This window comes from Pandoraea sp. ISTKB (assembly GCF_001721285.1).
In the GTDB taxonomy this organism is placed as follows: Bacteria; Pseudomonadota; Gammaproteobacteria; order Burkholderiales; family Burkholderiaceae; genus Pandoraea; species Pandoraea capi.
In genome coordinates this window covers 343,719-358,002 of sequence record NZ_MAOS01000028.1, presented here as the reverse complement: position 1 = coordinate 358,002, position 14,284 = coordinate 343,719, and the positions used below count along the sequence as shown (strand labels likewise).

The 14,284-nt window shown below is 60.9% G+C and carries 12 protein-coding genes and 1 pseudogene; 7 read left to right on the top strand and 6 right to left on the bottom strand.

From position 1 onward, the window contains the following. Positions 1-168 (bottom strand): annotated as a pseudogene (locus A9762_RS10115) (branched-chain amino acid ABC transporter permease); the annotation flags it as partial. A 196-nt stretch (positions 169-364) separates the two neighbouring features. Between A9762_RS10115 and A9762_RS10110 the strand changes: the two are divergent. Next, the gene (locus tag A9762_RS10110; protein ID WP_069341881.1) at positions 365-889 is read left to right on the top strand and encodes a methylated-DNA--[protein]-cysteine S-methyltransferase; all 525 of its coding nucleotides are present in this window, start codon (positions 365-367) and stop codon (positions 887-889) included. A gap of 15 nt (positions 890-904) precedes the next feature. Here A9762_RS10110 and eat read toward each other — a convergent pair whose 3' ends face one another. The 4 genes from eat to A9762_RS10090 form a co-directional block, all read right to left on the bottom strand. Then, positions 905-2,305: an ethanolamine permease gene (gene eat / locus A9762_RS10105; protein WP_069341880.1), complete on the bottom strand. Its 1,401-nt coding sequence runs from the start codon at positions 2,303-2,305 to the stop codon at positions 905-907. Positions 2,306-2,388: 83 nt separating this feature from the next. Then, the gene (locus A9762_RS10100) at positions 2,389-3,804 is read right to left on the bottom strand and encodes an FGGY family carbohydrate kinase (RefSeq protein WP_069341879.1); all 1,416 of its coding nucleotides are present in this window, start codon (positions 3,802-3,804) and stop codon (positions 2,389-2,391) included. A 4-nt stretch (positions 3,805-3,808) separates the two neighbouring features. Further along, positions 3,809-5,068 carry an NAD(P)/FAD-dependent oxidoreductase gene (locus tag A9762_RS10095; RefSeq protein WP_170836218.1) on the bottom strand — a complete coding sequence of 420 codons (1,260 nt, stop codon included), beginning with the start codon at positions 5,066-5,068 and terminating at the stop codon, positions 3,809-3,811. Beyond that, on the bottom strand, positions 5,055-6,470 hold the full coding sequence (locus tag A9762_RS10090; protein ID WP_069341878.1) for an NAD(P)/FAD-dependent oxidoreductase: 1,416 nt from the start codon (positions 6,468-6,470) through the stop codon (positions 5,055-5,057). Before A9762_RS10090 ends, A9762_RS10095 begins: the two co-directional genes overlap by 14 nt. Positions 6,471-6,658: 188 nt before the next feature. On the opposite strand from A9762_RS10090, the gene A9762_RS10085 reads away from it, so the two are divergent. After that, a complete protein-coding gene (locus A9762_RS10085; RefSeq protein ID WP_069341877.1) occupies positions 6,659-7,465 on the top strand; it encodes a DeoR/GlpR family DNA-binding transcription regulator in 807 nt (268 codons plus the stop codon). 87 nt (positions 7,466-7,552) lie between these two features. Here the strand turns inward: A9762_RS10085 and A9762_RS10080 are convergent, their stop codons facing one another. Continuing rightward, positions 7,553-8,167, bottom strand: coding sequence for a 4-hydroxythreonine-4-phosphate dehydrogenase (locus tag A9762_RS10080; protein WP_206093568.1), 615 nt, complete (start codon positions 8,165-8,167; stop codon positions 7,553-7,555). Positions 8,168-8,171: 4 nt separating this feature from the next. On the opposite strand from A9762_RS10080, the gene A9762_RS10075 reads away from it, so the two are divergent. The 5 genes from A9762_RS10075 to A9762_RS10055 all read left to right on the top strand — a co-directional run bounded on the left by A9762_RS10075 (position 8,172) and on the right by A9762_RS10055 (position 14,269). Next, positions 8,172-9,548: a cystathionine beta-lyase gene (locus A9762_RS10075; RefSeq protein WP_240493497.1), complete on the top strand. Its 1,377-nt coding sequence runs from the start codon at positions 8,172-8,174 to the stop codon at positions 9,546-9,548. A gap of 373 nt (positions 9,549-9,921) precedes the next feature. Continuing rightward, complete coding sequence (locus A9762_RS10070; protein WP_240493496.1) at positions 9,922-10,824, top strand: arginase family protein; 903 nt, start codon at positions 9,922-9,924, stop codon at positions 10,822-10,824. A 109-nt stretch (positions 10,825-10,933) separates the two neighbouring features. After that, entirely contained in the window at positions 10,934-11,896 is a 963-nt protein-coding gene (locus tag A9762_RS10065) for an esterase family protein (RefSeq protein ID WP_170836217.1), read from the top strand. Positions 11,897-12,034: 138 nt separating this feature from the next. Beyond that, positions 12,035-13,165, top strand: coding sequence for a porin (locus tag A9762_RS10060; RefSeq protein WP_069341874.1), 1,131 nt, complete (start codon positions 12,035-12,037; stop codon positions 13,163-13,165). Between the two features lie 159 nt (positions 13,166-13,324). After that, positions 13,325-14,269: an alpha/beta fold hydrolase gene (locus A9762_RS10055; RefSeq protein WP_170836216.1), complete on the top strand. Its 945-nt coding sequence runs from the start codon at positions 13,325-13,327 to the stop codon at positions 14,267-14,269. Positions 14,270-14,284 lie beyond the last annotated feature (15 nt).

Genomic DNA, 14,284 nt, shown 5'->3' with positions numbered 1-14,284 from the left:
CAGGTTGATGGTGGACAGCGCGACCATCGCGCCGATCATCATCACGTCGGCGTGGGCGAAGTTGATGATGCCCAGAATGCCGTAAACCATCGTGTAGCCCAGTGCAATGATCGCGTACACGCTACCAAGCACGAGGCCGTTCAAGATTTGTTGCGTCAGGATGTCCATCGAGTCTCCATTCTTCCGCGCCCCCGGCCCTCGGAACACCCGACGACGCGGCCTTTCGTTATCGCCCGACAGAGAACACCCGGGCTTCGTTTGTGACTGAACGGTATATAATGATGACCGAATGGTCAAATAAAAAACAATGTTCTTCGGGAAATTCCTAGCTGCCAGGCGTGCGATGACAACTGAGGCGATACACATGAAACAGGCGCACAAGATCGCGACGGCGATCGGAGAGATCGCCATCGAGTCGCACGAGGGTGCGCTGGCGAGGCTGCATTTGCCGGGCTATCTGCCCGAGACGTTGGTGTACAGCGAGAGGCAGACGCCGTTAAGCGATGCGGTGACGTGTCAGTTACACGAGTACTTTGCGGGCACGCGCAGACAGTTCGATTTGCCGTTGCGACTCGAAGCCACGCCATTCCTGCGCGCAGCCTGGTCGGCCATTTGCGAAATCGGGTTCGGTCGTCTTTGCAGCTACGGCGACGTGGCGAACCGCCTCGCGAGCCGAGGTGCGGCACGTGCCGTGGGCATGGCCTGCCGAAACAACCCGATTCCGCTCGTCATTCCCTGTCATCGCGTGGTGGCGGCGAACGGTGCGCTGACCGGGTTTTTCGGTGGTGGCCTGTCGCTTAAGCAGTGGCTGATTGCCTGGGAGGCGAGTCTGCTGCATGAGGATGCCGCGCCCGGCGATGGCAGTGCGCGCCCCTGGTTTGGTCAGTAGTCGCGCACGTCGGCATCAGTCGATCGCCGGCGCGTTGCCCGTCGTCACTGTCCGATGGTTTCTCGACACGCGAAAGCCCGCATATCCAATCACGAGAATCACGCAGAAGAAGCTGAAGAGGATGGGATACGAGACCGCCATGCTGATCAGTGAGACGACGATGCCGAACAGGGCGAAGGCCGGCACATACGGATAGCCCGGCGCACGGTACGAGCGCGGCAGATCCGGCGCAATGCGCCGGAGACGGAACAGCGCCAGCATGCTGATGCCGTACATCGCCATCATGCCCATCACCGAGAGTACGGCGATGTCGAACATCACTTCGTCAGCGCCGCCTTTGGCGATCCAGCTCACGCCGTAGATCATTGCGATGCCCACGATGCCCCCGGCAAGAATCGCGCGGTGCGGTGTCTTGAATCGCCGGCTGACGTGAGCCAGTGACGGCGGCAGATATCCGTCGCGCGCCTGCGCATATATCTGACGCGAGTAGCCGAGGATGATGCCGTGGAACGATGCGACGAGGCCGCCGAGTCCGAGCCACACCATCATATGCAGCCAGCCACTGTTCTCGCCGACCACGAGCTTCATGGCTTCGGGCAACGGTGCGTCCTTATTCGCGATCTGGCGCCAGTCGCCCACGCCACCGGCAAAGACCATGACGCCGATGGCAAGCACCACTAACGTCACGATGGCGCCGATGTAGGCCCGAGGGATTGAGCGCGAAGGTGTCTTCGCTTCTTCTGCGGCCATGGCGACACCGTCGATGCAGCCGAAGAACCACACGGCGAACGGAATCGCCGCGAACATCCCAGCAATCGCCGCGCCGCCGAAATGCTCGCTACCGGCCCAACCATTCGCCGCGAAGTTCGTGAAAGAAAAGCCGGGTGCGACGACGCCCATGAACACCAGCAACTCAAAGATGGCGAACACCGTGATGACCAGTTCGAAAGTCGCGGCGATCTGCACGCCGACGATGTTCAGGCCCATGAAGACGAGATAAGCGCCAAGCGCGGCGGTTTTCGGGTCGAGTCCCTTGAACTGGAACGCCAGATAGCCGCCGATGGCCAGTGCGATGGTTGGCGGTGTGAGCACGTACTGGACGAGTGTCGCCATCCCGGCGAAATATCCTCCTGTGTCGCCGAACGCCAGTCGAGCGTAGGCAAACGGCCCGCCCGCCTGCGGGATCGAGGTGCTCAATTCCGTAAAGCTGAAAATGAACGCGGTGAACATCAACGAGACGAAAATCGTCGTGATGCCGAATCCGAGCGTTCCTGCTTGCGACCAGCCCAGACTCCAGCCGAAGTACTCGCCGGAGATGACGAGCCCCACGGCGATGGCCCACAGATGCCATGTGCCCAACGTCCGGCGCAACTCGGGGGTGTGAGACGGCGCGTGAGGCTGTGTTTCCTGATTCACGATGTAACTCCTGCAATACGGCTGAAGACGACGAGAACGAAAAGTGAGAGAGGCGCAGTGGTCCGACGTAAGGCGGGTTCACCTTATCGCCAGCCGCGTGAGCGTTGTATGGCTTGTGAAAACGTGTTGTGCCAGGCGGCAATCGTCTCCGTCGGTTGTCTCGGTTTGAAGATGATGGAAGGGTTGCGCCTTTCCTGAAGTTGTACGCCGTAGCCCAGCGCGGCGAGTGCCGCACAGCCGAACGACGTCAGTTCATGGAATCGTTGCGTTCTCACGGAAGTGCCTAGCACATCGGCCAGAAAGTGTGCGAAGTAAGTGTTTCGCGCGAGACCACCATCGACGGAAATGTGGCTGGCCATATCGACGTGACGTGACATGGCGTGCATGACTTGTGCCGCGCACATCGCTACGCCTTCGAGCATGGCCTGACACATGTCCTGACGCGAGGTGGAGGCGCGCATGCCGATCCACATCGCCCCCGCCGTCCGATCCCAGTGCGGGCAGGCAAGCCCCGAAAGCGCGGGAACGAAGACGAGACCGGATGCAATCGCGGCCGGCGACTCGAATGCCGAGATTTCCGCGAGGTCTTCGAACAGCCCAAGGCGGCCGCCCCATTCGACCGCTGCGCTCGCGTCGTACACGCCGCCCTCGAGCGCGTAGGTGATCTTGTCGCCGATGCGCCATGCCACCGTCGGCACCAATCCCTGGTCGGGCACGCGCACGATGTGCTCGCCCGTAAGTGTCAGAGCGAACGCGCCGGTGCCGAACGTGATCTTGGCATCGCCCGATTTGCGACAACCGTGACCGTACAGCGCTGCTTGCTGATCGACGACGGACGCCGTGACCGGTACATTGCCGATCTGGCCGAAGTCACCGACCGTTGACCGGATCTCGGGCAGACACTCCACAGGGACGTCGAATAGCTTGCACAGCGCGTCGTCCCACTGCCCCGTTTGCAGATTCATCAGCGACGTGCGTGACGCCGTCGTCGTATCCGTTGCGAAATGTCCGGTCAGCCGGTCGAGGAAATAGGCGTCTGTCGTGCCCAGTCGCAACGTGCCGCGTTTGCGGGCGTTGCGCACCTTGCGATTGTGTTTGAGCAGCCACGCCAGTTTCGAGGCAGAGAAGTAGGGGTCGATAGGCAGACCCGCGCGTTCGAGCGTCAGTGATTGCGCACCATCGGCGCGCAGCCTGTTGAGTTCCACTTCGGTGCGATTGTCCTGCCACGCAATCACCGGGGAGAGCGCCTCCCCTGTCTTCGCATCCCATGCGAGGCAACTCTCGCCCTGATTGTCGATGCCCATCGCGTCGACGTTCCCGGCCGTCTCGACGCAAGCGCTCATGTTGGATAGCAACTCCTCCGCGGATTGCTCGACCCAGCCGGGATGCGGGTGATAAGTGTGATGTCGTATGGCGCGTGCGATATCGGCACCGCCGTGTTCGTCGACGACGAGTACGCGCGTGCTCGTGGTTCCCTGGTCGATGGCTGCGATGCGCATAGCCTCAGCCTCGGGAAAAAGGGGCGTCGGCACTGGCCGACTGGATGCCGACGCTCAGGGCGTCGAGGTCGTCTTCAAGGGCGATCTGTGGCATGGGTATGAGGACTCTTCGTTCTGGCAGCAAATGTTTTCTGGATTGCCAAAGGGTGCTTCGGCCGTTATTGACGTTGAGTGAGCCTCTTGCCTGACGCGTCACACGCACCTGCAACTGGGCGAGGCCCTGTGCAGTGCTTGGCAGCGAGATGCGCTGTGGCACGACAAGCTTGATGCCTTCCGTGCGCTCGATTTTCACCACGTGCTGCGCACGCGGCATGATGCCGAGCAGGTCGTCGGCCACGCAGTGCCCGATGCGGCGTCCTTCGCGAAACGACCATCCGGCAGTCTCAACCGGGCGCAGTAAATTGCCTGCAGCGTAGTAAGTGCTGTCGGTGCAACGACCGAATTGATCGATCTGAGGGCCTTGCGTGCCGTCGTCGAGCTCGAGGTGACTGGTGCGTACCAGTGTGGATTCCGGTGTGAAGCGGCCAGTGAACAACACACCGTCGCAGGCGAGTGTGCGGACCTTGCCGTCTTCCTGGCGAACCGTGACGGCGTCGACGCGATGGCTGCCGTGAATGGCTTCGATGCGCGAGGCGTAATGGACCGGGACGCCCAGCATTCGAGGCAATCCCATGAACGCGCGATAGGTCGTCGGGCGGCAGTTCTCTTCGAGCATTGCGGTCGGTCGGATACCTGCCTTACGACAAGTCAGAAGTGCCGAAAGCGCCACGAGTTCGGTGCCGACGATGACCGGGCGGCGAAAGGGTGTCAGCCCCTGAAGATAGACATAGGCCTGTAGCGCCCCGGTATTGACCACACCCAAGGGCCGGTCTCCGGAAATCAGGCGGGCCGAGCGCGGCATTTCACGGACTCCGGTAGCGAGGACGACGCGGGAGGCCCGGGCAACACCTTGTCCCGAATGACTCGCAATGCGCAACACGCCATCTTGCTCCAGCGCTACGACTGTCGTGCGTGTAAGAATCTCCACGCCGTGTTCAATGGCATAGCGTGCCAGTCGCTCCGCGTAGCGTGGGCCGGTCATCACGCGGCCGAACTCCCGCATGCCGAACGGCGGATGGCCGCAATGTCGCGGCACACCGCCAAGAACCGGCTCGCGTTCGATAATCACGACCCGGCCGACGCCCCGTTGTTTCATCGCGACCGCAGCGGCGATGCCCGATGGTCCGCCGCCAACCACGATGACGTCTGCTTCAATACGCGTCATGTTCGACCTCCTCGCAAGCGAGCGCATTTGCCAAATGACCCGCCGTCATCGCTGCCACGCGCGCACCGCAATAGAAGCCCTGACACCGGCCCATACAAACCCGGGTGCGTCGCCGGAGTCCACCGAAATCGCCCGCCGGTACATCGCTTTCCATCGCCGCCGTAATTTCGTCCTCCGTCACCAGTTCACAGTGACAGACGATTGGCGAGGCCCCTGGCGCCTGCCAGGCCCGAGGGCGGTGCTCGCACAGATTGGGCATCAGCGGGCGCATGGGCCGCTCGATAGGGAAGTGCGGCGCTTGCGCACCTGCGTACAGCGCAAATGCATGGGTAGCCAATCCCAGCGCTGCGGTCAATCCGGTAGAACGAATGCCTCCCACGAGCAAGTAGCGGCGCGCGAGGTCGAGTTGCACTCGATAGGCCTTGGATTCCGTGGCCGGGCGCAAGCCCGCGTAAGTTGCGGTTACCGGCATCCTGTCGAGGCCGGGAACCAGTTCCCCGGCCTTGCGGATCAGCGCTTGCAGTGTCGCCTCGTCGAGCGCCGCATGATCACGGTCCGTCTGCTCCTGTGCCGTCGGACCGACGAGCACATTACCGAACGCCGTACGGGTCAGTACGACACCTTTGGTGCGCTCCGTCGGGACCGGCAGCAGTATCGTGCGCAGCAGCGATGAGGCGGCCTTGTCGAACACCACGAATTGCCCCTTGCGAGGCAGGATGTTGAATGAGGACGTCCCGAGCAGACGTTGCTCGACGTGGTCGCCGTACAGCCCGGCGCAATTGATGACGAAACGTGCTCGCACGTCGTGATGCGGCGTGGACAGATGCCATTCGCTGCCGGTATCCGTGGCGCGCAGAACTTCCGCATTACGCAGCAGCCGTGCGCCGTTCTGCACGGCTTGCGTGATATAGGCGAGCGGCGCGGACCACGGGTCGATGACGTGTTCGCGCGGCACCAGGAGGCCACCCATTGCCCTGGGATTGATGTGAGGCTCACGTTGCAGGACTTCGGCGGGAGTCATGCGTGAAACGTCCGTCACGCCATTGGCCCGAGCCTGTGCTTCGATGGCATCAAGCCGTGCGAGCTCCTCGGGTGTCCACGCGACGACCATCGCGCCCGTCTCTAGCAAACCGAGATTCATGCCATGCGCGATGCCGAGATATTCCTCGTACCCGCTTTGCATGCACGCGAGCTCGAGGCTTTGCTCCGGGGCGTCGAACCCCGTGTGCAGAATCGCGCTGTTCGCCTTGCTCGCCCCGGAGAGGATGTCCGTACCGCGCTCCAGCACGGCGACCTTGGCGCCGTGAAGTGTGAAGCGACGCGCCACTGCGCAACCGACGACGCCTGCGCCGATTACGGCGACATCGAAAAGATCGTCGGCAGGAGGGGGATGATGTGTCACATCGATCTCGATTTGAATGATAATGACCGAACGGTAATTAATTTCTCCCGATCAGTCAATGCGTAGTAAAGCCAAGGGCGATTTGGTATTCTTCTTCGGCCACATCGGGCCTGATCCATGCCCGATAACGACGTCCGGGAGGATTGCCTGTTTCGTCGCCCGATTTTGAACCTAGTAGAAACGAGAGAATGAAACCATCCGAACGGCATGCCGCGATCCTGCAATTCGTGCGGGATACGGGAAAGGTGACGGTCGATTTTCTGGCCGACGAGCTGGACGCATCGCGCGAGACGATTCGCCGAGATCTGACCGAATTGTCGCTTCAGGGGCAACTGCGCAAATATCACGGCGGCGCCGAGCGGCTGGAGCGTTATACCGAAGGGGCCTTTCGTTCGCGCTTGCAGGAGCATGCCGAGGAAAAGCGGGAGATCGGTCGCCTGGCGGCATCGCTTTTCGAGAGCGGCGATACATTGTTCATCGACACTGGCACCACGACGGTGGCCTTTGCTGAGGAACTTGCCTCGCGCCCGCCCATGACCGTCGTCACCAATTCGATTGCGATCACGCAGACGCTAACGCGTGGGGCATCCGGGCATCGCGTTTTTCTGATCGGCGGTGAATATCTGGAAGAGGCTGCGGAGAACGTCGGACCGTTGGCTGTCGAACAGATCGGTCAGTACACGTGCCGCGATGCCGTGATTACCGTGGGCGCCATCGACGCATCCGGGGTGATGGACTTCGAATTACGTGAGGCGGAAATCGCCCGGGCGATGATCAAACAGGCAAGGCGCGTCACCGTCATCGCTGACGATTCAAAACTCAACCGGAATGCGTTGTTTCGAGTCTGTCACCTCGGTCAGATCGATCGGCTGATCGTGAACCGTGCACCCGATGTGCAATTGGCCGACGCGTTGGCCGCTGCCGGTGTCGAGGTGATCGTGACGCGTGCGGCGTCGACGGCCAGAGCGGCCGCTCCGGCAGGCAAGCGTCGATAAGGATTCGTCGAGTGCTTTCACCGATGCGCGATCCGGGGGAGGAGCGCGCATGGGTGTTTGTCTTCGGAGAAGATGCCGCGCGGCGGATCAGGCGCGACTGTCCGCGAGCATGGCCTTCGCCTGTGCGAGTGCTGAGCGCTCCCCCGGCACATAGGTGCAATCGAGCACGGCGTTTCCGACGGTAAAGAGATCGGCGCCTGCTTCACGAATGGCGCGAACGCGCTCGGGCGTGCTCACCGATCCCGACACCACCAATCCGCCCGGCGCGACGACTGCGCGCGCGGCGCGCACCAGATCGAGGGGTTCGACGTCCGTCGCTCGGTAGGCCAGCAGGTCCACGCCAGCACACCCCATATCCATGAAGCGTTTGCAGTCGTCCACGATCTGCGCGAGCGAACCGGCCAGTTTCACCGGATGACCTTCCGGACGGCCCGGCGCGGGAAAGTACTCGATGCCGGTGCCCGCGAGCACCGCGAGCATTGCGCTGACGTCTGTGCCGCCGAGCAAACGGCTCACCCCCAGTTCCGCCGCGACCTCTGCCGACCGCAGGCACGCTTCGGGAGACGCCGATACGACCTCCATATACGAGCGCGCTCCAGCTGCCTGAATCGCGTCGTTCAGTTGCCTGAGCGTCGCGCGACCCACGCCGACATCCTTGAAGCCGAAATGCTGAATACCGCTCCCTTGGAAGTTGTCGAACATGTCCATGCAGTCCGTCACCGTCTGGTCATTACGCGTGAAGAATAAGGCAAACTCCATCTCAGCTCCTGATTCGAAATCGTGGTGGATGCCGGGACGAGGGATCGCACCGGCGCGGCAAAGTTATCACGAAAAAATGCCCGAACGGTATATTATTTCGACCGAATGGTTGTTTTGTTGGATCAACAAGGAGGCGAAAATGAAGGGGAAGGTAGACACGAAGCGGTTGGACTGGCGCACGCAACTCGTGGACGCAGCGCAATTGGCGCCGGAGGGATTTCGTTCGTTGAACACGCCGGTCGACCGGGGGTCGACGACGCTGTTCGCGAGCGCAGCGCAGGTACGAGACGTGTGGGACCCAGCCGTCGCGGCCTACACGTATGGTCTTTACGGCACGCCGACGACCTACGAACTGGCGCAACGTATCGCGCGTCTCGAAGGGGCGAATCAAACGTTCATTACACCGGGCGGGCAAGCGGCCATTGCGCTCGTCTATCTTTCACTCTGTCAGCCGGGGGACCATGTGTTGGTTCCAGAGAGCGCTTACGGTCCGAACCGGGCGATGGCGCAGGGCATCCTCGGTAGGCTCGGCGTGAGCGTCGACATGTACGATCCGATGATCGGCGCGGGTATCGCGAACATGCTCAAACCACAAACCCGGCTGGTATGGTGCGAGAGCCCCGGGTCCATCACCATGGAGGTGCAGGACGTGTCGGCGATCGTCGAGGCTGTGCATCGGCATGGTGCCTATGTCGCGCTCGATAATACCTATGCCGCAGGCGTGCTTTACGACGCGTTCGCCCATGGCGTCGACATCAGTATTCAGGCGTTGACGAAGTATGTCGGAGGGCACAGTGACGTGCTGCTCGGTTCAGTGTCGGTGTGCGACGCGAGGCTGCGTGAGCGCATCGGGGACACGCGGGCACAACTGGGCATGGCAGTGTCGCCGGACGAGTGCAGCCTCGCTTTGCGAGGATTGCAGACGCTCGGGGTGCGTCTCGATGCGCTTGGCCGCTCGTCCACGCGGGTGGCCGAATGGCTGAGTACGCGCCCTGAGATCGAACAGGTGCTTCATCCGGCATTACCGGAGTGCCCCGGGCACGAGCAATGGAAACGTGACTTCGACGCAGCTGCCAGCGTCTTCTCCATCGTCTTCAAGCCCGGCTATTCGCGTGACGAAATTATCGCGTTCGTCGACGCACTGTCGCTATTCCGGATCGGCTACAGCTGGGGTGGGGTGACGAGTCTCGCCGTGCCATGTTTCGACCTCAAACGGCAGTATCGCGATTACGGAGATCGCATTGTGCGACTTAACGTCGGGCTCGAATCGACCGATGATCTGATTGCCGATCTCGGACACGCCCTCGACACGCTTTCGCGCTGACACAATGATCTGCGAACGACCTCCCGCGCAAGCGAGGTCGTTCGTCCCATCGTACTTTTCGCGTCTTCGCCCCTCGTTTCACGTCAGCCAAACCCGTTCGGCGTTCGCCCAACGGCGTCTCTTTTTGCCCACGTCTCACTAGGACTTACCCGCGGGTGCATTTTTATTCGTTGACGCCAATTTGCCTCAAATATACCGTTCGGTCATGCATATCGACTGTTTGGTCATTTTATGGTGTGCATGATGGCCGTACGAACTTTTTGATCGTCGGTTGAGGTGGCTCCACAGAGAGCCGGGAGGCCGAACTCTCATACACGCGGTGTGTGGGGCGACGCCGAACGCTAACGAATCACCCTATTGCATGGAGAGCACCATGAGGAAGTTCGCGATTATCGAAGCCCCTTCTGTTCTGGGGCACATCCCGACGCATCTCGGCGTAGCGAAGATGCCCGAAGCGCTGCTTGAAGCCGGGTTGGCGAAGCGCTTGAACGCACGTCATGCCGGACGTGTGGAGAGTCCGGAATGGCGCGCCGAGCGTGATCCGGAGACGGGCGTGATGAATCCGTCGGCGATCAACGAATACTCGTCGTCACTCGCAGACGTGATTAGTGCGACGCTGGACGCCGGCGAGTTTCCCGTCGTGCTGGGTGGCGATTGTTCGATCCTGCTGGGTTCGATGCTCTCGCTCAAACGTCGGGGCCGCTATGGCCTGTTCTATCTCGACGGGCATTGCGATTTCTACACACCGGAAACCAATCCGATTCAGGGCGCGGCGTCCGCCAGCGATCTGGCCTTCGTGACAGGGCGCGGGCCGTCGGTAGTTGCCAACATCGAGAACAAGGGCCCGTTGGTGGCCGATGAAGACATCTTCGTCTTCGGCTATCGCGATGGTGCGATTCAGCTACGCAATCGCAGTCCGCAACTGCCGCCGGCACTGCGTGCCCTGAACCGTCAGGAAGTGCGCATTCTCGGCACGGAGACTGCGGCGGAAGAGGCTATCGAGCATCTGACTCGCGACGGTGGCCCGGAGGGCTTCTGGATTCACGTGGACGCCGACGTGCTGGATCAAAGCATCATGTGGGCGTGCGATCACCCGCAGCCGGACGGCTTCATGTGGGATGACCTCGCGAGCGCGTTGCGCGTGGCGATGCGTTCCCCGCGCGCGATCGGCATTCAACTCACGATTTACAACCCGGAAATGGACCCGGGTGGCCTGAGCGGTCGCGGCCTTGCCGCGACCGTCGGTAAGGCGCTTGGCCAGTTCGCTGCACGTTGACACCGTAGTCCGGCCGCCCGCGCCGCAACGTGGGCGGTCATTCCCCAGAGCCCGTGCCACGCACGATATGAGGGGAGCGGGCTCGCCAGAAGTCTGTAAGGAGTTTGTCGTGAATACTTGGAAATCCAGTGCGCGGGCAGTCGCCCGATGCATGAAAGGGTTGCTGGCAGGCGTGGCGTTCGCGTTCGCGGTCGCTGCGCCGGCGCATGCCGAATCGGGCACCATCTTCGAGAACCAGACGATCCAGAGCAAGGTGCTTGGTCAGCCGGTCAGGTATGCGGTGTATCTGCCGCCTGACTACAAGACATCGAATCGGTCTTATCCCATCTTCTATCTCATGCACGGCGGTGGCTGGGACGGTTTATATGAAGACTGGTTCCGTCAGGGGAACATGGGCAATGTGCTCGATCGCATGATTGCCAAAGGCGAGATTCCCTCGATGATCGTGGTCGTCCCGGACGGCACTCGCGATCGCGAAAATGTTTACGCCACCTATTACATGAACGATGCCGACGGCAAGTTCCGCTGGGAGGACATGTTCTTCCAGGAGTTCGTGCCGCAGATCGAGAAGCGGTATCGCGTTTATAGCGACCGGCGTTTCCGCGCCATTGGCGGGTTGTCGATGGGCGGCTATGCCTCGTTGTTGTACTCGTTCCGTCACCCGGACATGTTCACCGCTGCGGCAGCGATGAGTGCAGCGATGCGCACCGATCAGCAGATCGTCGACATGGACGAAAAGGGTTACGAGCGACGCTATGGCCGTGCCTGGGGGCCGGGGCTCAAGGGCAAAGATCGCATCAACGACTTCGAGCGCAAGTACAACGTGCTTGATCTCGCGAGCCAGATGCCGGTCGCTGAACTGTCGAAAACGCGCTTGCAGTTCGACGACGGGCTCGGCGACCCCTTCGTACTGGGTAATACGAAGCTCAATGAGATTCTGACCGCTCGCGGTGTTCCGCATAAGTTCATTCTTCGTCCGGGGCAACACGACTACGACTTCTGGAATTCGGGCTCGGAGAACATGTTGCGCTTCGTAGGCCGGGCATTTCAGGAGATGAGTCCGGGCTACTGATCCGACGCATTCACCCAAAGCACCTGGACGCAGGCACACGGCCAGGGGAGAGGGGGCGGCAGGAATGCCGCTCCGCCACCGGCAGAGACGCACGCACAAATACAAATCGCGTCCTGCCAGCTTAGATCGACATCGCTCATGAAAAAGACACTTTTGCTTCTCGCTATCGCGGGAGGATCGCTGACGACCACGTTCGCCGCAGCGGCCGACTCCGTTACGCTGTACGGCATTCTCGATAACTCGTTGCAGTACGTCAGAAACGCGGGTAATGAGAAGTCGCAGTTCGGACTGGTAGGCGGGCAGCTCTCGGGCAACCGCTGGGGGTTTCTCGGCGAAGAGACACTGGACGCCACGTCCAAGGTGATCTTCCGTCTGGAAAGCGGCTTCAACATCAACAATGGCGTATTGGGGCAGGGCGGGCTGATGTTTGGCCGACAAGCATACGTCGGGATCAATCACGCGACGGCGGGCACGTTCACGATCGGCCGGCAGTTCGACACATTGCGCGATCTTGTTCTCCCAGTGCAAGGCAATAGCGTACTGGAGTTCTACTCGTCGCCCGGGGATGTTGATGCCGGCGACGCCACCATTCGGATGAACAACGCCGTCAAGTGGCTGAGTCCGAACTGGTCGGGCTTGCAGGCCGGCGCGACATACTCGTTCGGCGGGGTTGCCGGGGCCGGCGGCTCTGGTCAGACGTGGAGTCTGGCGTTGTCCTATACGCTCGACCGCTGGAAGCTCGCGGGAGGCTTCCTGCACGTGGACAACGGCAATGGCGCAACGTCGGCGCGCGGTGTGACCACGTCGGCCAGCATTTTCTCGACACCGGTGAATGCGGCCTACGCGAGTGCCCGTTCATACAACATCTTCCGTGTGGCAACGAATTACGATTTCGGCAACTACGTCGTGGGAGCGTATTACAGCTTTTCCCAATACGTGCCCGACGCCTACTCGAAATTCTCCGGTTCCGAACGCTACAGTAACGTGTCGCCCTTCGTTCTGTGGAAAGCGACACCCAACTTCATGGTCGAGTTTGGCTACAACTTCATGAAGGCGAGCGGCAATTCCTCGGCCATCTATCAACACGTATCTCTGGCGGCCGACTATTTGCTGAGTAAGCGGACCGATGTTTACGGCATCGTGGCCGCGGGTCATGCCTCGGGCAATAACGGCAGTGGGTCGGCGATGGCGTACATCGGCGACGCCTCCACGACCTCCGTCAACGGTAGTCAGTTACTGCTCATCACCGGCATTCGGCATCGGTTCTGAGGCGTCATGACGGGGCAGACCGTCTATTTGCCCCGTCTCTTCAATAGCAGGATTCGCCGTACGGGAATATTTTTAGTTGCAAATTTAAACTTGATGTCGGATGATCGGAGCCTGAGGTTGCAAAGTTAAACTTGGTGAAAAATGCTGAGGGTGTTGATCATGGAGCAAAAGCTTGGGCGTCTGTGGCGACGCATAGCGCTGGCGTTGAGTGCGTCGATCATTGCGCTTCCTTGCGCATTTGCACACGCGCAGTCGGTGTCCTACCGACACGCAACCGTTGACGGTATCAAGATCTTTTACCGCGAGGCGGGCGATCCCGGGCTTCCTGGTGTTGTGCTGCTGCACGGCATTCCGAGCTCGTCACAGATGTTTCGTGGATTGATCCCTCTTCTCGCAGGGCATTTCCATGTCATAGCGCCGGACTTTGTCGGCATGGGCAATAGCGATGCCCCGCCCGCCAGCACCTTTGTCGCGACGCAAGAGAATCTGACTACTGTGATGGAGCGGTTCTTGCGCGAAACCGTGCGAGGGCCTGTGATCCTCTATATGCAGGATCTCGGCGGACCTATCGGCATGCGTATCGCGTCAAAGCATCCCGACTGGATCTCTGGACTGATTTTTCAGAACACACCGATTTCCATGGCCGGATGGAATCCCGAGCGGGTCAAGCCGCTACTGGGTCACACGGGGCCGGTCACTGAAGAGGAGCGAAGCGTCCAGGAGCGTCGAGACCTTCGAGCGGCTGACGTTTATTTGTACCGGACTGGGACACGCGATCTGAATGCAGTCGATCCAGACGCCATGGCGATTGATGCCGCGGCACTAAGCGACCCGGACAAGAAGCGCATCATGGCCGACTATCTGGCCGATGCCCGGCTGAGTTTCGATCTTTATCCGCGCTGGCAAGCCTATTTGCGGAAATACCAACCCCGGACGCTGGTCGTATGGGGGGAGCGTGACCCGATCTTCGATGCGGCGGGTGTCAAAGACATTCAGGCGGCGGTCCCGGCGGCGAGCGTGCACCTTTACGACACCGGACATTTTGCGCTTCAGGAGGATGCGGGCGATATCGCCAGACAAATCATTGATGCCTTCGCGCGCTGACTCATGTCGACTTAC